The 21,035-nt window shown below is 36.9% G+C and carries 17 protein-coding genes and 2 pseudogenes; 13 read left to right on the top strand and 6 right to left on the bottom strand.

Annotated elements, in window-relative coordinates; translation table 11 throughout:
• The first annotated feature begins 116 nt into the window (after window positions 1–116).
• The 3 genes from JCM15092_RS04960 to JCM15092_RS04950 are packed head-to-tail and all read left to right on the top strand — an operon-like array spanning window position 117 to window position 2,911.
• Entirely contained in the window at window positions 117–2,153 is a 2,037-nt protein-coding gene (locus JCM15092_RS04960) for a histidine kinase (protein WP_024993692.1), read from the top strand.
• Between the two features lie 12 nt (window positions 2,154–2,165).
• Window positions 2,166–2,588: a LytR/AlgR family response regulator transcription factor gene (locus tag JCM15092_RS04955; protein WP_024993691.1), complete on the top strand. Its 423-nt coding sequence runs from the start codon at window positions 2,166–2,168 to the stop codon at window positions 2,586–2,588.
• Window positions 2,589–2,602: 14 nt separating this feature from the next.
• Window positions 2,603–2,911 carry a hypothetical protein gene (locus JCM15092_RS04950; protein ID WP_148296596.1) on the top strand — a complete coding sequence of 103 codons (309 nt, stop codon included), beginning with the start codon at window positions 2,603–2,605 and terminating at the stop codon, window positions 2,909–2,911.
• Between the two features lie 4 nt (window positions 2,912–2,915).
• Here JCM15092_RS04950 and JCM15092_RS04945 read toward each other — a convergent pair whose 3' ends face one another.
• Window positions 2,916–4,004 carry a hypothetical protein gene (locus JCM15092_RS04945; RefSeq protein WP_034541571.1) on the bottom strand — a complete coding sequence of 363 codons (1,089 nt, stop codon included), beginning with the start codon at window positions 4,002–4,004 and terminating at the stop codon, window positions 2,916–2,918.
• A 251-nt stretch (window positions 4,005–4,255) separates the two neighbouring features.
• On the opposite strand from JCM15092_RS04945, the gene JCM15092_RS04940 reads away from it, so the two are divergent.
• The 5 genes from JCM15092_RS04940 (at window position 4,256) to JCM15092_RS04925 (ending at window position 9,137) form a co-directional block, all read left to right on the top strand.
• The gene (locus tag JCM15092_RS04940; RefSeq protein WP_024993688.1) at window positions 4,256–4,591 is read left to right on the top strand and encodes a DUF3795 domain-containing protein; all 336 of its coding nucleotides are present in this window, start codon (window positions 4,256–4,258) and stop codon (window positions 4,589–4,591) included.
• Window positions 4,592–4,773: 182 nt separating this feature from the next.
• Window positions 4,774–5,607, top strand: coding sequence for a TonB-dependent receptor plug domain-containing protein (locus JCM15092_RS16520; protein WP_051532486.1), 834 nt, complete (start codon window positions 4,774–4,776; stop codon window positions 5,605–5,607).
• Window positions 5,608–5,621: 14 nt separating this feature from the next.
• Complete coding sequence (locus tag JCM15092_RS15010; RefSeq protein WP_051532485.1) at window positions 5,622–7,274, top strand: outer membrane beta-barrel family protein; 1,653 nt, start codon at window positions 5,622–5,624, stop codon at window positions 7,272–7,274.
• 56 nt (window positions 7,275–7,330) lie between these two features.
• Window positions 7,331–8,389, top strand: a complete 1,059-nt coding sequence (locus tag JCM15092_RS04930) for a sensor histidine kinase (RefSeq protein ID WP_024993687.1) — start codon at window positions 7,331–7,333, stop codon at window positions 8,387–8,389.
• On the top strand, window positions 8,364–9,137 hold the full coding sequence (locus JCM15092_RS04925) for a LytR/AlgR family response regulator transcription factor (RefSeq protein ID WP_024993686.1): 774 nt from the start codon (window positions 8,364–8,366) through the stop codon (window positions 9,135–9,137). Before JCM15092_RS04930 ends, JCM15092_RS04925 begins: the two co-directional genes overlap by 26 nt.
• A gap of 17 nt (window positions 9,138–9,154) precedes the next feature.
• Here JCM15092_RS04925 and JCM15092_RS04920 read toward each other — a convergent pair whose 3' ends face one another.
• Both JCM15092_RS04920 and JCM15092_RS17855 read right to left on the bottom strand, forming a co-directional pair.
• Window positions 9,155–10,309, bottom strand: a complete 1,155-nt coding sequence (locus JCM15092_RS04920) for a Rid family hydrolase (RefSeq protein ID WP_024993685.1) — start codon at window positions 10,307–10,309, stop codon at window positions 9,155–9,157.
• A 13-nt stretch (window positions 10,310–10,322) separates the two neighbouring features.
• On the bottom strand, window positions 10,323–12,530 hold the full coding sequence (locus JCM15092_RS17855) for a cytochrome c biogenesis protein CcsA (RefSeq protein ID WP_024993684.1): 2,208 nt from the start codon (window positions 12,528–12,530) through the stop codon (window positions 10,323–10,325).
• Window positions 12,531–12,839: 309 nt separating this feature from the next.
• Here JCM15092_RS17855 and JCM15092_RS15005 point away from each other — a divergent pair, with 309 nt between their 5' ends.
• The 3 genes from JCM15092_RS15005 to JCM15092_RS04905 are packed head-to-tail and all read left to right on the top strand — an operon-like array spanning window position 12,840 to window position 16,591.
• Window positions 12,840–14,741, top strand: coding sequence for a glycoside hydrolase family 2 TIM barrel-domain containing protein (locus JCM15092_RS15005; protein ID WP_235782278.1), 1,902 nt, complete (start codon window positions 12,840–12,842; stop codon window positions 14,739–14,741).
• Window positions 14,716–15,267 carry a DUF4982 domain-containing protein gene (locus JCM15092_RS17470; protein WP_235782277.1) on the top strand — a complete coding sequence of 184 codons (552 nt, stop codon included), beginning with the start codon at window positions 14,716–14,718 and terminating at the stop codon, window positions 15,265–15,267. Before JCM15092_RS15005 ends, JCM15092_RS17470 begins: the two co-directional genes overlap by 26 nt.
• A gap of 19 nt (window positions 15,268–15,286) precedes the next feature.
• Window positions 15,287–16,591, top strand: a complete 1,305-nt coding sequence (locus JCM15092_RS04905) for an alpha-L-fucosidase (RefSeq protein WP_024993683.1) — start codon at window positions 15,287–15,289, stop codon at window positions 16,589–16,591.
• A 90-nt stretch (window positions 16,592–16,681) separates the two neighbouring features.
• Here JCM15092_RS04905 and xpt read toward each other — a convergent pair.
• The 3 genes and pseudogenes from xpt to JCM15092_RS14995 form a co-directional block, all read right to left on the bottom strand.
• Window positions 16,682–17,247, bottom strand: a pseudogene (xpt, locus tag JCM15092_RS15000) (xanthine phosphoribosyltransferase).
• 20 nt (window positions 17,248–17,267) lie between these two features.
• Window positions 17,268–18,602: a nucleobase:cation symporter-2 family protein gene (locus JCM15092_RS04895; protein WP_024993682.1), complete on the bottom strand. Its 1,335-nt coding sequence runs from the start codon at window positions 18,600–18,602 to the stop codon at window positions 17,268–17,270.
• A gap of 85 nt (window positions 18,603–18,687) precedes the next feature.
• A pseudogene (locus JCM15092_RS14995) lies at window positions 18,688–19,294 on the bottom strand (flavodoxin family protein).
• A gap of 173 nt (window positions 19,295–19,467) precedes the next feature.
• Here JCM15092_RS14995 and JCM15092_RS04885 point away from each other — a divergent pair.
• Together JCM15092_RS04885 and JCM15092_RS04880 are read left to right on the top strand one after the other, a co-directional pair.
• Complete coding sequence (locus JCM15092_RS04885) at window positions 19,468–19,875, top strand: PaaI family thioesterase (RefSeq protein ID WP_024993681.1); 408 nt, start codon at window positions 19,468–19,470, stop codon at window positions 19,873–19,875.
• The gene (locus JCM15092_RS04880) at window positions 19,872–21,029 is read left to right on the top strand and encodes an isochorismate synthase (protein WP_024993680.1); all 1,158 of its coding nucleotides are present in this window, start codon (window positions 19,872–19,874) and stop codon (window positions 21,027–21,029) included. The genes JCM15092_RS04885 and JCM15092_RS04880 overlap by 4 nt, the downstream gene beginning before the upstream one ends.
• The last annotated feature ends 6 nt before the right edge of the window (window positions 21,030–21,035 follow it).

Raw genomic sequence — 21,035 nt, 5'->3', positions numbered from 1 at the left:
AATATGATTATCGCTTTTTTATGAAAAAGAAGTGAATTTTTTTATTTATGTTAGTGAAGTAATACGTTATTTTAGTAGCGTTTAATTATAAGACTCTTAATTATATAAGATAAAATATGAGAACACTTATTACATTATTGTTATTAATAGCTTTCGTAAGTTGTACCAATAAAAAGTATTATGGTTCTGAAGAAGATTATGGAGTAGCAAAGGTTGATACCTTTATGGCCTATCATAATAAAAGCATATTTAACGACCCTATTGGCCTATATACAAAATTAGATTCAATGGCCCCTTCATTTCTTCCTGGAGATAGCACTGCTTACTTTTTTTGTCAATTCTATAAGGCCAGATGTCTATACTACCAAAGCCGCGATGATGAGGCTCTATCACTATGCAATAAAGTAATCTATTACTGTTTAGATAAAGATAATAGTAATAAGAATGTTGCACGACTACAAATTTTATCATACAATTTCAAAGGAATTTTTTATCAGATCAGAAACAAAAGGGATTCATCTATTCTGTTTATGAAAGATGCATACGACTTATCAATAAAAAGTAATTATAAAAATGAAACACCCGATATATGCATAAACCTTGCCGACGTATATCGTCAAAAAGGTAATCTTGTAAATTCTGCTATCTGGTACCATAGAGCTCTATCTCATTGCGACACCTTACAAATTGATAAATCAAGGCATAGCATATTGGCAGGACTCGGATTGGTGTATGCCGACTTGAGCAACTTCGACATGGCACAGTTCTACTTCGACCAGGCGGAGAATAAATATAAGCCAAAGAATGACTACGAACGCTATTTTCTATATAACAGCCGTGGAAATGCATACTACTTTGAGGGTAAATATGATAATGCCTTGAAATATTTCAGGCTCTCATACAGAGAGGCACAAAAGACTAAGATTCTCTCAACTAAAGCCATTGTAGAGAGCAATATGGCCGAAATATTCACTCTAACAAATAAATTCGATTCTGCTCACTATTATCTGGATAAAGCACAATTATTCTTCAATAAACCGGAGACTGATAGCAGTATAATTTTTTATTTAAATGGACTATATGCAGGCCTTGCACTAAAAGAGAATAAAATGAAAGAGGCTGCTAAATATTTGGACTTTAAGTGCGATTCTGCCAAAATAGGGAAAAGCTATTGGTATATACACTGTAAAAGATTATCAGAATACTACAGTAAAATCGGAGATAGCGACAAAGCCCTTAAATACCTCACAAAGTCTATGGCTTATGATGACTCACTTAGAAATATTAAAAACAAAAACAACATATCTGAACTTCAATATAGATACGAGCATGACAAGACTTTGCTTAAGAAGAATATAGAGATAGCAGAGAGCCAAAAGAAGGAAGACAGGCTCTGGGGAGCTATATTCTTTAGCATATCTATTACACTATTGTTACTGTTCATCTTTACTGCCGTATATTTAAGAGTGAGACAAAAGGCAGAAAAGAATAGAAAAAAACAGGTGATAAAAATAATGGAGTTGAAAGTTCTTAATGCCAAAAACAGACTTTCTCCTCATTTTCTATTCAATATTCTGAATGTATTGTTGCCTACTGCATCATATGATTCCACTCAGCGTAAGACAATAGACGGACTTATCAGGTACCTACGTGCCAATTTGACAACAAGCACTCTTTCATCTACCTTGAAAGAAGAAATTGATATGGTCAGGCTATATATAGATCTGCGAGAAACAAGCAGCAGAAATGTTCCTGAAGTGGTATGGGATATAAAAGATCAGAATCTACTTGACACCAAAATACCATCGATGATTATACAGGTTCCTGTAGAAAATGCAATAAAATATGCATTTCAGGACTTCAACAAATCGGAAGATAAAATAACAATAACTATTAGAAAAACGATGGAAGGGAGTACTAGTATAGAAATCAGAGATAATGGTATAGGTATAGCATCGAAATCGACAAGAAAAAGTGCAATATACGAAGGCACTCATAACGGATTAAGCCTGATTCATAAAATGATTGATATGCTGAATAGCAAAAACGATAATAAAATCTCTTTCACAATAACCGACCTTAGCACTATTTCTGAAGATGAACATGGAACAGTAATTTGTTTTATTATTCCAACAATATATAGATTTGATTAATTTAAAATAATCATGATAAAAGAATACTCAGTATATATTATTGATGACAATCAGCACAGTATAGACAGGCTGGCGAAGGATTTAAAGAACTTCCCTCAATATGATATCATAGGAACATCCGTTTCACTTATGAAAGCTATGGCTGATATAAAGGCAAATGATATCGATCTGTTATTTATGGACGTAGAGATGCCGGAGGGCAACGGATTCGACTTCCTTAAACTTTTAGACAGAAATAATGATATGAAAGTGGTGATGTATAGTGCACACAATGAATATATCATAAATGCTCTCAGAGAATCAACTTCGATTTTCTTCAAAAACCATATACCAGTGATGAGCTCGAAGATATTCTTAATCGATTCGAGAACCAATCGGAACCCGAGAATTATAAATCATCTGAATCAATTGACAACACTAAGACAAAAGCCCTAAGAGCTATCTCAGGATTGGTTCTGGCAAATGTGGATGATATATTCTGTTTTAACTACTCAGCTGACACCCACTATTGGTCAGCTACATTAAGAGAATCAGATAAGGAGATTAGATTGATTAAACAGACCTCATCAAAGAATATATTGGCTATAAGCGAGAAATTTGTCCAGATTAACCCGAATAATATAATAAATATAGATTATCTCTATTTTATTGAGAGTAGCACAATGAAATGCTTGTTTAAAGCTCCTTTTCAGGACTATGCTTTAACAGCATCACGAAGGTGCTACTCCAAACTTAAATCTGAACTTGACATACTATAAAAAACTAAAAAGCTGAAAATCTAAACGATACATAGACATATGCTGTCTTAATTGTTTTACCTGAAATATAGGAATCATAATAATATACTTTATTGCTATATGATGTGCCAGGCTGCACATAATGTTTTACTTGATCAAAGTCTTTCCAATAATAGCTTGACCCGCTCTTATATATTGTAAGCCCATATCTATTGAGATTTGATACTAACGAACTGCATGTGATATACATATAATCATTATTATCGGAAGATACATATTCGGCTTTTGTATCGTCAGCTGCCTTACTGGTTATATTACCACTCTCTCCTCCTGTATTACCACTGTCACCACTTTTGTATGTTGCAGATAGAGTTTCAGTATTGCCTACATACTCTTTTCCATTAATATATGTACCATAAGATGAGACTGATACGCTAATTGTTGAACTACTGCTGTAGGTAGCCATATCAGCAACATACAAACCATCCTGAGTTACATTATTAAAAGACCATATACTGGTATCTATTTTAAATCCTGCCTTTTGAAAAGAGGTATATTCTTTTACATCGATACTTATCTTATAACTCATTCGATATGGATATTTTGTTCCACCATTATCAAATCCCGCAGAAGAATAATCCATAGATACTAATTCCAATTTCTGAAGAACTATTGATGCGTTGTCTGAGACTTTATTCGGATCTTCCAATGTTGTAAATGATGAAATAGAAGAAAAACCATAACCATTCTCATTTTTAGCATACGACACATAATAGTACTTAGTACTCTCCTTCAACTCTTTTACTGTTGTAGTGAAATCTCCGGAACCATCACCACAACTTAATTCTTCTCCACAATCTATACTTGGTTCAGTTATTGGAGTACTTGATATAAGGAAACCACGTTTTGTAACATTTCTGCCACCATTATCTGTAATAGACGCCATAAGTTTAGCTGATGAAAATGTTATTTCTGTAGGATCAAAATTCACCACCGACGGCTTACTTGTTTCTGAGGCAGGCTCTTCCGGTGGTAAATTATCTTTACTACACGATGTAGTAGCAATAGCCATTGGAAAACAAATAAACAATAACATGTAAAGTAGCTGTTTCATCGTCGTACTATTTAAGTTTTAGGATAATCCAAGCAAAACTAATAAGATAAATCATAGAAAAAATAGCTGGTTATATCATTAGGTGTTATCTGGTATAAAAACCGATAGAATATGGCATAAAAAAGAGAAAATCCGGTAGATAATTATTCCGAAAAATAATTACACTAAAATAAGGTAATAAAGAAACAGTTTATTATATTTGTCAAAATGATAAGACTTAATTTGTGAAATGATAATACTTAATTAATAAAATGAAAAGCCTTATTGCTTGCTGCGGAATTGACTGCGAAAAATGCGAAGCTCGAATTGCAACAATTAAGAACGATTGTGAGCTAAAGAAAAAGGTGGCAAAAAAATGGAGCGCCCTGAATAATATTTCTGCTATTACAGCAGAGCATATTAATTGTATGGGATGCCGCACAGAAGGTGTTAAGAGCATTCTTTGCGATAGCCTTTGTGAAATACGTAAATGTATTGAGTTCAAAGGATACAATACTTGTGGGGACTGTCTTGATATAGATTACTGCGCCTATCTATACAATGTCATGAGCAATATGCCTGAGTGCAGGAAAAACATACATCCATAAATTTTCTCTCCCCTAAAACTTTACTTTTTTCATATTTGGTCGAAACTAAAGCAAGGTCTCGTCGAATATTATATTAATATAGGAATATAGATAAATATCTTTGAAGCATTAAATAGTTCACCCCATCACAATGATGAGAGGAGATGAAACACAGCTTTAAAAATAATTAATGTAATATAGTCATGAAAAAAGAAATTCTATTAGTTTTCACTTTAACAATCCTATTTGCTATAGGAAGTCCTACTAAAATATTTGCAAATGAACCTGCAGATATTACAATCATTAAAGGTATTTTGAGAGATTCTATAAGTAATGAGAGCGAACCTTATGCGACAATAAAGATCACAAAGGCAAACAACAAGGACAAAGCTGTAGGAATGGCTGTTACTGATGACAATGGCCTTTTCTCTCAGAAAATCTCAGGAAAAGGAAAATTCATAATCACCTTCTCATCTGTCGGAAAAGCCACAATATCTGTTCCATTTACTGCAAAAGGTGAAAAAGAGATTGATCTTGGTACAATATATACTAAAGATGATGTGACTCAACTTAAGGGTGTTGAGGTAGTAGCACAGAAACTCCTTGTAACGATGGACGTAGACAAGATGAACTACAATATGGCTGACGACCCGGACTCAAAGACCAGCAATGTGCTTGACATGTTACGCAAGGTACCTATGATAACTGTAGACGGTAGCGATAATATAACAGTAAACGGGAACAGCAACTTCAAAGTGTATGTGGACGGAAAACCAAATGCAATGATAAGTGCCAACCCATCTACAATACTTAAATATATGCCTGCTACTTCTGTTACTAAAGTTGAAGTAGTGACAAACCCCGGTGCTAAATATGATGCTGAGGGTGTGGGAGGTGTATTAAACCTTATCACAAGCAAAGTGGCTGGTGCACAAAATATAAGTGACGGATACAATGGAACTGCACGTGCTACAGCAAGCACAAAAGGATATGAGGAGGACTCTTCGGAAGTGTTCAGAAGGGAAAACTCTCACTAACAGTTAACGGTAATATGAACCACTCAAGTGGAACAGATGTATCGACTACAGGCGAGCGTATACAGATAAGCGACAAAGGTAACTCATCGAATCTTGTAGTATCAGACACTGATATGAAGATAGATATGCTGATGGGAAACATGGACGCAAGCTATGAGATAAATAAACTCAATATGATCTCTGCTTCTTTCGGAGTGATGGGATTCAACAGCAAGACAAACAATAATGGAGTGACATCAATGAGCGGAACTTCATATGGCGGCAATGAAATGTCGTATATAAGCTATATAAACCAGAAGAACAAAAGATATTCAATAACAGGAAGCGTAGACTTCCAACACAACTTTGCAAGCAATAAGAATAGTATTCTCACACTATCCTATCAGCTAAATACTACTCCGATGAAAAATGACTCGTATAGCACATTCGATAACTCTTCACTAACCGGGCTCAAGTTTGATGACAGATACAGTCATGGAGATGAAAAGACTACCGAGCATACATTCCAAACAGATTTTACAACTACTTTCCAGAAGACAAATAGTGTAAGCGCAGGAGTGAAACTTATATTGCGTAATAACTCATCGGATAACAAATACTACATTGACAAGAACGGAGAGTATCAATTTATAAACAACAGCAGCATGAACTATAAACATAGCAGTGATATATTGGCTGCTTATGCTGAATATAGCGGGAAAAGTGGAAAATTAGGATACAAAGCAGGATTACGTTATGAATATACTTTCCAGAGCGTAAAATACCTCATCGGACAAGGTGGTGACTTTGATATAGATTATGGGAATCTTGTTCCAAGTGCTGATCTATCATATGCAATCAACCAGCAGCAAAATATTGGACTTACATACAACATGAGAATAAGCCGCCCCGGTATTACCTATCTCAATCCATATGTAAACCGTCAGGATCCGATGGTCATAAACTATGGTAACTCAAATCTGGAGTGTGAGAAGGCACACAACATAAGCATGGTATACAACTACTATACTACAGGAATCATGATGAACCTTACACTGAGATATTCTCTTTGTAACAACGGAATAGATAGCTATAGCTTCTATGACAACAACAATGTTATGAATACGACCTATGGAAATATAAGCAAGAACAATAGTTTAGGACTTACAGCTTTCATCAACTGGAACCCTGGAAAGAACACGCGAATATATACTAACTCAAGCGTAACTTATGTTGATATGAGAAGTGATAAGCTAGGAGTAAGTAACAGTGGATGGCAAGATAATGTAATGGTAGGATTCCAACAGACTCTCCCATACAATTACAGATTAAGCCTTAATCTTATGAGCTCATCACGCAGCTACAGCCTTGAAGGATGGAGAACAGGATTCAGCATGGCAATGGGAAGCGTGAGCAAGACTTTCCTGAATGATAAGTTAAGTCTCAGCCTGAGCTGCATGACTCCTCTTTCAGGAGGTAAGATGGAGATGAAGAGCTACACCAAAGGTGCAGACTTTATAAACAACAATATCAGCAAGATAGCTATTTCGAATATTTCATTCAGCATAAGCTACTCTCTTAGCAATAATAGCAGTAAGGTTAAGAAAACTAAACGTACTATCAATAATAGCGATTTGAAAGAACGTACCAGCGATACTGAATCTATAGGAAATATTATAAATCAGTAAATTGATGGATTTGTCTGGAAAAAATATTTATTTAGCAAAAGTTAACGAAATAATATATGAAAATCAGATATCATAAAAGAATTATAGATATTATTCAGATGCTATTCTGGCTAACCATTCTATTGCTGCCACCGGCAATAGAATGGATTGGCCATGGCTATAACATGCATGGAGCTATCTACATCTTCAGCTACTCTTTAAGATGCCTTCTTCCGGCTATTATACTATATTATATCAATTTCTATTGGCTAGCTTACAAACTCTTTGAACATAAGTATGTAAAATTCTTCGGGGTCAACATGATACTTATAGGTATATATATTGCTGCACAGTCTTTTAGTATATTACCTTTTTTAAATAAAGGCATGTTCGACCTGGCCATATGGCTAATGATTGTTTTCTTCACAACAATGTTCAACTCTCTTTTCATAGGTTGTGCCGTGGGTGTAAGATATATTGTACATTGGAATCAGGTAAAACATACCATAATGGAGCAGGAGAAGAAATATTCTGAGGCTGAACTGGCCTGGCTGAAGAATCAGCTCAACCCACACTTCCTCTTCAACACGCTCAATAATATCTCCAGTCTGATACAGATTGACCCAGATGATGCCCAGCAGAGGATATCACAGTTAAGTGATCTGCTAAGATATGCTCTATACGAGACCAACAAAACAAAAGTACAGCTCACCGATGAGATTGTATTCATGAATAATTACATAGAACTGATGAGCCTGAGATATAGCTCTAAAGTACATATTGAGTCACACTTCTTTAAACCGGAGACACCAATATATGTACCTCCCTTGCTCTATATTTCACTTATAGAGAATGCCTTCAAACATGGAGTGAGCGCAACAAATACTTCTTCAATAAAGATTGATCTTAATATTAACGAGAATAACCTGATATTCACTATAGAAAACTCTTTCTATCCAAAGAATGAGAACAACAGAAGTGGTTCAGGTATAGGGCTTGGGAACCTAAAGAGAAGACTGGAACTGATTTATCCTGGACAGTATTCATTTATTCACGAACAACGTGGAGAGATATTCTTTGCACAAATTATTATTAAAGAGTGTGACAATAATGGAAATAACATGCTTGATAATTGATGACGAACCTCTTGCAATAAAGCTTATAGAGAACTTTGTAAAGCGTACACCATTCCTTAAACTGTGCGGATCGTACGATAATTCAATAGAGGGACTGGCAGCAATATCTGAAAGACCGGTCAATCTGCTCTTTCTAGATATACAGATGCCTGACCTGAATGGTATGGAACTCTCAAGACTTGTTCCGAAAGAGACAAAAATAATATTTACCACAGCATTCAAAGAGTATGCATTCGACAGTTATGAGGTATCTGCACTCGACTTTCTGCTTAAGCCTATAAGCTACTCCAAGTTTATACAGGCCACCACTAAAGCGCAAGAGTGGTTTGAGATGAAAAGTGCCAGGAATGGGGCTAACAATCCCAATGAGAACAGGACAAACGATATATATTCTGCCAAGACAGATAGCGACAGCAACGATGACTATCTATTTATCCGTACAGATAGCAAACTGCAACGTATTGAGGTAGACAATATATTATATATCAGCGGACTTAAAGACTATGTACATATCTATCTCTGCGACTCTGCACGTCCACTCATAGTACACATCACCATGAAAGCGGTAGAATCTATGCTAAGCACAAAGAAGTTCATGCGTATTCACAGGAGCTATATAGTTGCCATGGATAAGATAAGATCAATCGACAGGAACAACCGTTTATACATTGGGAATGAGATTATACGCGTTTCGGATGCTTACAAAGAAAACTTTAATAATTACCTTGATAAAAGGACATTACGATAATGATATGCCCGAGAATATTAGAAATTCTCGAACATATCATTTCTTCTATCATTAATGGCTATACACTCCATCTCTACCAACCAACCTGGTCTGCACACAGGTGCAAGCACATATACTTTCGGAATTGAAGTGAATCTGCTATCATAGTAGCTGCTAACATTAGCATAATCGGATATGTCACGTAGATATACTATAATATGCATTACATCATCAAAGCTACACTCTGCTTCGGTTAAAAGAGCCTTAACATTCTCGCAAGCCCTCTCGGCCTGTTTTATCACATCACCTGCAAATAGTATCTCACCTTTGTGATCTATACTTGCAGTACCTGATATGAAGGTGTGTGTTCTATCCCCGTAAATTACATATGTACCTCTTTCAAAGCTTACTCCATACTCGGATGTCCTGTTGAGATGATGCGATGCATAGAGATATTTCACCTGACCCTCCTTCAATCCATCAATAGCATAAGTATCCATCTGTACCGAAACCTTAGGATCACCATTTACACCTGCTATGCCTGTACTTGCAATATAGTGTGTCTCACTTATCAGATTCTGTGATGCAAAAACCTCATTACGAGCTTTCACAACCATATGATAGTTTACATCTATATCCTGTACGAATATCCATGTACGAATACAGTTATTATAAAGAGAACAGCCCTTGTTTGCCAACTGCATTACATACTCATTGAACAGTAATCTCATCTGATATTCCGAGTTGGCAGCTTTGTTGAAAGCTGAAGCACCCCAATAGTGAGTATAGCTGCCATGCTTTTGTGACAAAAGACCGTCAGGATAGCTTTTCGATTCCATAGCACTCTGCAAGTAGACAAACAGAGCTACCTTTGTTCCGTCAAGAGGAGGCTGACCTATTATGGAAAATGAACAATCTGTATAATCTTCCACTATCTCCTCCACTATGCCACGCTGATTTGCTATATCACTGAGGAAAAATCTTGCAAAAACAGCTGATGCTCCACCGCATCTATCAGGCAACATATCCAGGCTCTTCTTAATATTGTTAAGTTGGTCTATAAAAGGCAGGCTGGTATCATTACCCTTTATTATTGCCATATATTCGGATACACCATTAGCGAGTGAAGAAAAATATGAAATTTCTACATTAGTACTTAATTCGTAGTTTTGGTATTTTATGAAGTCTCTCATATATAGTATAAATTTATGCATAACTATGCATTCCACCCAATATAAAGTTTACCCCGAAGTAGGTAAATAATACACTTAGAAATGCAATTATAGTAAATAGATGAAAAAACATCTTATTCCTGAACAAAGGTAATGATTCTTGGTGAAGAGCAAGAGAATATATGAGCATAGTTATCAATGCCCACACCTCTTTTGGGTCCCATCCCCAATAGCTACCCCATGATATATTGGCCCATATAGCACCAATAAAAATCCCTGCTGCTAGTAGGAATAGAGCAGGATAGAGCAATATATTACTAAATATCTGCAGCCTCTCAATCTGCATTTCACACTCTTTTGAAAAGCATTTTATAAGAAATGCCATAACTCCGTTGAGCATCATAAATGCAAGAAGAGAATAGGATATCATTATCACTACAACATGAATAGATAGAAGTGGAGATGATAATACCGGTACAAGATATGTTATCTGTGGATTAGTCTCACCCAATGTAGATACAAGAAGTGTAAATCCGGATAATATCAGTCCAAAAGGAAGTACTATTCCGAACTTTCTCTGTAGTGAGAGAGTTAAGACGGTAACAGACCACGACATGAAGAGCATTGTCTCAAAACCATTAGAGACCGGTATATGACCACCGATAAACCATCTCAATGCAATAAGGAGGGTGGTATATAGAAATGTGCATAACAGAATAGCGTTTAGAAGATATACTACTACCCTCTTTACCTTGCTCATATCTAACAACAACATTCCAAAATAGATAAATGAGATTACTCCTATAACTATAAGTGTTATAGATATTGGGGTATGGTTTCTTAACCTGTTATATAATAGCTCTGACTTAATCTTTGCCTCTGAAGGTAGAGATACTCCGGATACAGAACTCTGATAATGGCGTAGTTCGGATATCAGACTGTCTACTTGTGAGAATCTCTTTTCACTGATACTTTTCTTTGCTACATCCAACCACTCACCAATCTTCAGGCTATCATTGCCTAGAGATATTTGCTTTGGAGAGACCCACTCTATCTCCTTATCTTCACGAACGGGAACTACTCTGAACAGTTCTCCCTCCATAGCCATAAAAGCCAATGAGTATTTCTCTGATATCTCATCTATTGCACGGACAAGCTTAGCATCATTTGATATTTTATTATAATCTAAAGCATCAAGCTTGTTGTTGCCATCCTTATCAAACAGGTCGTTTATAGAGGCGTAACTGCCATCAATATTCAATATCGAACGTATTCTATTATCGCCAACTTTTATAATTTTCTCTCCTTTCCAAGAGTCGGGGAAGAACATAATTCCTGTAAACACCTCTTCCGAAGTGTGCCCTTGGTAATATGTCGAGCCATATATTTTCAACATAAAATCCTGCATCAATGTCTGCAATGGAGCAATCCTGCCATTATACATGACATTTATATTATCAAACTTGGCTGTAGTTTCTTCGGGAAGAAATTTTGCACTCTCTTTTGAGAAGGAAGAGAACGGATTCGATATAAAAAATAACAGAATAAGGAGAGCACGATTCATCTGCATCTTTTTAATAAGAGTCCTGAATTTTGTCCTTGACGAGAATAAGAAGAGCAACATGGATATAAAAAGAAGGGAGTATCCTATGTATGTAATGGCAATGCCGACAGGATCATGCTTCACCATAAGTGTAACACCCTCTTCATCTTCATCAAACCCTGCCTGATAGAATCTATATCCCCTATATTTGAGAATGTTATTCATTGATATATCGCCATCTATACTCTCTTTTTCATCTGTAATGACTACACGGCTATGATAATCGGATGGCAAATGTGAACCTGTGTGGTAATTTATCTGAAACCTGTCGAATGAAATAGAAAATGGCATCTTATGTCCCATGCCATCACTATCTATAAACATACCTTTGCTATCTCCTTTGCGAAGATGAATAGTACCCTCAGTTGAATATATGTGTGTAAACAGCGCTCCCGCAAGTATGACTAAGAAAGAGAGATGAAGTAACATAGTAACAGGCTTCCGAAATATCTTTCTTTTTATTAGATATGTCAATGCAGAAAGAGCTAATGCAATCCAGAGAGATACAAAAACAGGTGAATTGTATATATATTGGAAAGCGTATGATGTGCCATATATTTTTTCTGCTATAGTTGCTATGACCAGTACTACAAGAAGTACAACTAATAGAGAAAAAGATAATCTCTTCAATATTCTCATTTCGGTTTATCCTTATGCTGAATAGATGTTTTTCGTTAGATTTATAAGCAAAGATAGTACAAATATAGTCCACAATTTTAAATCAATTATAAAAAATGATATCGTATGATAAGCAATTATCAGAAATGATAAACCGTTTCTTAAGATGAAAAAGATGATAACTCTCAATATTTTGATCAAATAGGACAATTAAGTGAAAGACAATGATAAAATAAAAGAAGAAAAAGATAAATAAGTTCCACTCATTAAGATACCTATTGCATACATTTGCTTTCGAACAAATTAATATAATAACATCTATATTGAAATATGAAAACACATTATCTAATTGCCGTTGTTCTCTTCTTTTTCTCCTATACTATCAGCGCACAATCATCTCGACAGAAAATATCTTTCAACGATGGATGGAAATTCTCATTGGGTGATGCATCATCTTACGAGAAAGATTTCAGAAATGGAACTGAATATTTCAACTATCTCACCAAAGCAAACTCAATACACAATGAGGGACCATACTCACAGAAATTCAGTGACAGTTTGTGGCAAGATGTGAAAATGCCACACGACTGGGTAACGCAACTACCATTCGACAAAAATGCAAGTCATAGCCACGGATATCGTGCCATAGGCTATAAATATCCACAGAATAGTGTGGGATGGTATCGCAAGACATTTAAGATCGGGAAAGAGGATGAGGGAAAGAATATTTCACTGGAGTTTGATGGAATTTTTCGTAATGCCACACTTTGGGTAAATGGATTCTACATGGGGACAGAGCCTAGTGGATATGCCTCACAAGTATACGATATAACAGATTACATAAACTATGGTGGAGATAATCTTGTAACAGTGAGAGCTGATGCTTCACTGGAGGAAGGATGGTTCTATGAGGGAGCAGGCATATATCGTAACGTGTCGATATGTAAAAGTGAGAAACTGCATGTTGCTCCCTACGGAACATTTATCTACTCTGAACTTAAAGACAACTATACCAATGCAACCCTATTTATAGAGACAGAGATTAAGAACTCGGATATAAAAGGTAAAAAGGGTTATATATATAATATTATCAGAGATATGGATGGTAAGGAGATTGCAAGAACCAATAGTTCTGCTCCTACGGACATACTTGCAAAAGAGATTATAAAGATTAAGCAACAATGCAGCATAACTAAACCAAAATTGTGGAGTTGCGAGAATCCATATTTATATAGTGTAGAGACAGTAGTGATGGATGGTGATAAGGTTGCCGACTCATATATCACTACAACAGGAATACGCGAGGCCCGTTTCGATAAAGAGAAAGGATTTCTGCTAAATGGTAAACAGGTCAAACTTAAAGGAGTGAATATGCATCAAGATCATGCAGGTGTAGGTGCTGCAATTCCTGATGCACTGCAGGCATATAGGATAGAACGTCTGAAGAGTTTCGGATGTAACGCTTATCGTGCGAGCCATAACCCGATGACCCCTGCCCTATTAGATATTTGCGACAAAAAAGGAATACTTGTTATAGACGAGAACAGGCTTATGGGAGTAAATGATGAACATCTTCGTCTGTTGGAAAGATTGGTAAAACGTGATCGTAACCATCCTTCAGTAATCCTTTGGAGTAATGGTAATGAGGAGTGGGGATTGGAGAATAATATTCAAGGAATCAGAGTCGCAGCATCAATGAGAGAGTATACTCACCGACTCGATCCTACAAGGCTTACAACAGTTGCTAATGCAGGAGGAAACCAGATGATACAGTCGCTGGATGTTGTTGGATATAACTATATTGCTCAGAATGATGTCGAAGGACTTCACAAGAAAAATCCTGAATGGATAGCTTGTGGAACAGAGGAGACAACAGGCAGTGGCACACGCGGTGTATATTTCGACAATATAGATAAGGGACATATGAAGTCGTTGAACATGCAGGAACATAGCAAAACCATCAACGTAATAGAGAGAGGATGGAAATTCTATGATGAGAGACCGTGGTTGGCAGGACTCTTCTACTGGACAGGATTTGACTACCGCGGTGAGCCTAATCCGTTGAAGTACCCTGCTGTTGGAAGTGAATTCGGAATACTAGACTATTGCGGCTTCGAGAAAGATGAAGCATATTACCTGAAATCATGGTGGACAAATGAGCCTGTACTGCACATATTTCCTCACTGGAATCTTGAAGGACATGAAGGTGAAGAGGTTGAGATATGTATATAGCAATATGGATGAGGTGGAGCTGATTGTTAACGGAAAGAAACTTGAGAGAAAGAGCATGCCAAAGAATGGTCATCTTTCATGGAAAGCAATATACCAACCCGGAAAGGTGAAAGCTATAGGATATAAGAACGGACGAAAAGCTCAGGAGGAGACAATCTATACTACAGGAGCTCCTGCAAGCATAAAGGTTAATGCAGACCGTACTACTATTAAAGCCGACAATCAGGATGTAGCTGTTCTTACTGTTTCTACATACGACAAGAAAGGCCGCTTTGTACCTACTGCATGCGAGGAGATAGATATTGAAATTACAGGTGAGGGACGTATCCTTGGCGTGGGGAATGGTGATCCTGCGAACCTTGACCCTGAGCACCCTGCTCAAGCAGATTGCAAGAGGTTCAAAGTAAAGACTTTCAACGGGCTTGCACAGATTATAATTCAAAGCAGCTATAAAAAAGGAGAAATATCTGTCTCTTGCAGAAACAGCAGTTTACTTTTAAATAAATGTACTATATTTAGTGAATAATCTAACCGTAACAGACTTTATGAAAAGAAGTATGATCACAGCAGCTCTTGTCTTGGGAACACTTTTCCCAACTTTAGCTCAAACAAATTACACTCCTACTGCGGAAAATATAAAAGCAAGAGAAGAATTTCAGGATAGGAAGTTCGGTATATTCCTCCATTGGGGTATATACAGCATGCTTGCTAGTGGAGAATGGACAATGAATAATAATGATTTAAACTACAAAGAGTACGCTAAACTTGCAGAAGGGTTCTATCCATCAAAATTCGATGCAGCAAAATGGGTGAGCGACATAAAGAGCTCGGGAGCAAAATATATTTGCTTAACGACACGTCATCACGACGGTTTCTCTATGTTTGACTCTAAATGGTCGGACTTTAACATTGTTAAAGCTACTCCTTTTAAGAGAGATATTCTTAAAGAGCTTGCCGCTGAGTGTAAAAAACAGGGAATCAAACTACATCTTTACTATTCACATATAGACTGGTCAAGAGAGGATGCTGTGTGGGGAAGAACAGGTAATGGCACAGGTCGCCCCAATCCAAAAGGTAATTGGAAGAGCTACTATAAATTCATGAACAACCAGCTCACAGAACTTCTTACAAACTATGGAGAGGTTGGTGCAATATGGTTCGATGGATGGTGGGATCAGGATCAGAACCCTGGCTTTGACTGGCAACTACCTGAGCAGTATGCTATGATTCATAAGCTACAGCCTGCATGCCTTATAGGTAACAACCATCATCATGCACCATTTGAGGGTGAGGACTTCCAAATGTTCGAAAGAGATCTACCAGGTGAGAACCAGTCAGGACTATCGGGACAGAAGATAAGTCATCTTCCACTTGAGACATGCGAGACCATGAATGGCATGTGGGGATATAAGATAGCAGACCAAAACTATAAGTCGACAAAAGAACTTATACATTACCTTGTAAAGGCTGCAGGAAAAGGTGCAAATCTACTTATGAACATTGGGCCTCAGCCAAATGGAGAGATGCCTGCAACAGCTATAGATAGACTAAAGGAGATTGGCAAATGGATGAATGTTTATGGTGAGACAATATATGGAACTCGTGCCGGTTTGGTTGAGCCTCATCCTTGGGGAGTGTCAACTCAGAAAGGTAACAAACTATATATTCATATACTAAATCTACAGGATGATGCACTATATCTTCCTCTGGCACCTGCTAAGGTAAATAGTATGGTTAAGTTTGCCGACAAGAGTAAACTGAACTTTTCGAAGAGCAAGAATGGAATCACTATAAACCTTCCTGAAGTTCCAAAAGATATTGACTACGTAGTTGAGGTTACATTAAAATAAAAATCATAGCAAGATTACATTGTAGATATAAAAATAGAAGAGGATATACACCATGTATATCCTCTTCTATTTTTATGTATATGAGTCTTATTACATCAACTCTATCTGACAATTCTCAAGACTCTTAACTACAGCAAGACTCTCATGGCGAATACCAAGTTCTTCAAGAACCTTACCACCATTCTGGAAAGCCTTCTCAATTATAAATCCCATACCCTCGATTGTTGCTCCTGCCTGTTTACACAAGTCGACAACACCCAAAGATGCATTTCCATTAGCAAGGAAATCATCAATAAAGAGCACATGGTCTTTCATTGTAAGGAAGTCGTTGCTTATGCATACAGTATATTCACGATCTTTTGTAAATGAGTATACAGTAGCTGTAAGCATATTATCCATCGTTTTTGGCTGTTTTTTCTTTATGAATACAACAGGAAGATGCATAATGAAACCTACCATTATTGCCGGAGCAATACCGCTTGCCTCGATAGTAACAATCTTATTAATCTGAGTTCCCTCGAAACGATCTACAAACTCCTGTGCGCATTTGTACATCAAGTCAGGTCCATCTGATGATTTACAAAGCTATCAACTTTAAGTATTCCTCCAGGATAACATTTGCCATCCTGCATAATTCTCTTTTTTAGCAATTCCATTATGCTATATATTTAGTTTTTTAATCCTTTATTCTAATTAGTGCATTAGCAACTATCGCAGTCAAACCACCGGTAGTGATACCTGATGAGAAAATGCCCTTTATCACCTCAGGCATTTTAGCAAGAATATCGGGCATCAACTCAACGCCAAGTCCCATTGAGAGGCTCACTGCCAAGACTAATGTTGCTTTTCTGTCTATCTTCTGAGAAGCTACAATTCTGATACCTGCAGCAGCAACTGTACCGAACATAAGCAGTGTAGCACCACCCAATACCGGTTCAGGCATAAGCGAGAAGATTATTCCTACAGCAGGGAAAAGCCCCAAGATGACAAGCATAGCTGCAATGAAATATCCTACATAACGACTGGCAACACCTGTTAGTTGTATGATACCATTGTTCTGAGCAAAAATTGAGTTAGGGAATGAGTTGAATACAGCTGCCAAAGCGGAGTTCATACCATCGGCAAGTACACCACCTGATACACGTTTCAGATATTTTTCTCCCTCAATAGGCTCACCAGAAATCATTGAGTTTGCTGTAACATCTCCCGTTGCTTCAATAGCTGTGATAAGATAAACCAGACCTACAGCGATGATGCTTGAAATATTGAATGACAAACCATATTTGAATGGCATTGGGAAGTTGAAATCCAACCAAGAGATTGTATTAAGAGAATCTGTGTTGACCATTCCTAAGAATAGTGCCAATATGTATCCTATTACAAGACCTATAACAATAGAGCCCATTCGCAGATATTTATTTTTGCAACGATTGAAGAAAAGTACACAAAGTACCACTGTTGTGGCAACTCCAAGATTTTCCATTGATGCAAAAGTTCCATTTGCTATAGCAGCATTACCACCGCCGCAAGCTGTTATTCCTACTTTAATAAGGCTAAGACCTATAAGGATAACAACAACACCCGATACTAAAGGTGTTATTATATTACGAAGATATTTGAATGTCTTACTGACAATCATCTCAACGGGAGAAGCCACAAGGCAACTTCCCATAATCAGAGGCAGGCCTCCTGTAAGTCCCATGTTAATTATAGGACCGATAAAAGAGAAACTTGTTCCCTGAATACAGAGCAATCCACAACCAACAGGTCCAAATTTCTTGCACTGAATATAAGTAGCAAGACCTGATACAAAAAGTGACATCGAAACTAAAAAACTTGTAGTAGCTAAGTCTAGTTGTAGTGCACCGGCGATAATAAGCGGTGGAGTAATAATAGCAACAAAAATTGCTGATAAGTGTTGTATTGCCGCAAAAATTGTCTCCTTAATTGGAGGACGATCAGAAATGCCATAAATTAATTGGGCAGGAGTCTGTTTAGTTTCTGGTTCCATTGGTTATGAATATTAAAATAATTCGCAAAATTATATAAAAACGCGCTAATATCTACTGACAATAGTATGTAGAGTCCACTTTTTATTAGCGTATGAAGTTTGTTGCTATTTTGGCTTCTTTCTTTGGAAGCTCTTTACCATTTATGCTATTCAAGGTCCAGACGATATTTCTGGCTAGAGTACGCATTGTCTGCAATCCCTCCTCATCCTGCATAGCTTCACCTTGTGTACGTCCATGAACACTGTTCCAATATTGTGAACCGATAACTAGCATATTTGTCATAAGGTAGTACTTGTTCACTATCGAAGGTTGCACTGGCTCCTCCTCTACGACATATTGCAACAGAAGCGGCAGGCTTATATTGAAGATGTTTTCCGGCAGACATAAAGAGCCTGTCAAGAAGTGCACATAGAGAACCATTAGGACCTCCGAAATATACAGGAGATGCTACAACCAGAGCGTCACACTCTTTAGCAGCTTCGAAAACCTTGTTATAGATATCATCTTCAAAAACGCAACGACCAAGTTCTATACATTTATAACAAGCTATACATCCACGAACAGGTTTATTGCCAAGCTCTATTATCTTATAATCAACACCATTACGCTGTAGTTCATCACCTATCTCTTTAAGGGCAATATAGCTGTTCCCCTCTTTTCTAGGGCTGCCGGACAACAATAAGACTTTCATTTTTCTGATAATTTATAATTTAGCTGCAAATATAGTCACTTTTGAGTATAAAATCATCAGCATGAATAGTTAAACAGTTATATCAGACAACATTCATTTATCTTTCAGTGAATAGTTTTTCTTTGTATGAGAGAAATAAAATTCATACTTTTGCATAATTAAGTGAAAAATTAATGGATACAGAAAATAAGAAATTTCCATACTACAATAATTCCATGACCGAACATCTTGGAATTAAATTCCTATCATGTGAAAACAATGTTATTATTGCAGAGATGCCAGTTGATAACCGCACATGCCAACCTTATGGTATTCTGAATGGAGGGGCTTCACTCGCTCTTGCCGAAATTACTGCCGGTTATGGTTCTATGGCTATTTGTGGTGATGACAGATTTCCAGCTGGTATGCAAGTTTCAGCAAATCACATTTCTTCCGTAAAGGTTGGACATTCTGTATTGGCAACAGGGAAACTTATTCATAAAGGTGTGACAACACACGTATGGAACGTTGATATAACCACTCCTGGAGGAAGACTTGTCTCATCCGTAAGAGTTGTCAATTTTATCAAAAAAATAAAATGATTATCCCCGATATAGAGACTATTGGTATCATAAATGCATTATCTAAGAGCAACGTAAACTTTGCATTTTACAGGCTACCTTGGACTGATGCATGCTATCTTCTGCTACAAAAGGATGGTGATATAGAAGAGCTCTCCTCATTAAGCGAGCTTGACGGAAGAAAAGGGTTCGTAATGTCTCCATTCATTTCGGATGATAACAAGAAAATACTATTAATACGACCTGACATATTAGCCTTTGACTGGGATGAGATAAGTTCAAATCTGAGAACCCTTTACAAAAAGTCCTTGCCGGAAGTAAATAGAACAGAGGATAAAATAGAAAATAAAAGTTTTATCTCAGAGATAGAAGATAGAGCAAAAAAGGAGTATGAAAGCTGCTTTGAGAAATTCCATAATTCAATAGATAAAAACAAGTTCACCAAACTTGTACTCTCAAGAACTATAAACGAGAAGATACCCGAGAACTTCTCTCCTTTTGAAGCTTTTGTAAATGCTTGCAACAACTATCCACGCATGTTTATATATTTGTGTCACACAACAAAATCAGGGACATGGATAGGAAGTACTCCTGAAATAATACTAAGTGGACATACTGAAGGATGGCATACAGTTGCCTTAGCAGGTACAATGACCGTTCATGATAACATTATCCCTACAGATTGGAGTAAGAAGAATATTGATGAACAGAAATATGTTGCCGATTATATAAGGCAGACAATAAAGAAAATTGATATATTAGGAAATATAGATGAGAAAGGACCTTACGCAGCCCGTGCAGGTCATCTTGTCCACAGAAAGACTGACTTCTTCTTCCATCTGAAAGATAATAACTCTTTGGGACGTGTTCTCGATAAGTTACATCCTACACCGGCAATATGTGGTGTTCCAATGGAAGAGGCAAGAGAGTTTATTGTTGCTAACGAAGGCTACGACAGATCATACTATAGCGGTATTGTAGGATTGCTGGATGCAGATAACGGAACAGAGCTATATGTAAACTTAAGATGTATGCAGATTGGCTCTGAATATGCACGTCTCTATGCAGGCGGAGGAATTCTCTCCTCTTCAGAAGTTGATGAAGAGTGGGAAGAGACCGAGAGAAAGTTGGCTACCATGCGTAAGATTTTGAACGAAAATTACAATAAACAATAATACATT

Origin of the sequence: Phocaeicola paurosaccharolyticus JCM 15092, assembly GCF_000613805.1 — a bacterium.
GTDB classification, from domain to species: domain Bacteria; phylum Bacteroidota; class Bacteroidia; order Bacteroidales; family Bacteroidaceae; genus Phocaeicola; species Phocaeicola paurosaccharolyticus.
This window is presented reverse-complemented; position numbering and strand designations above follow the sequence as displayed.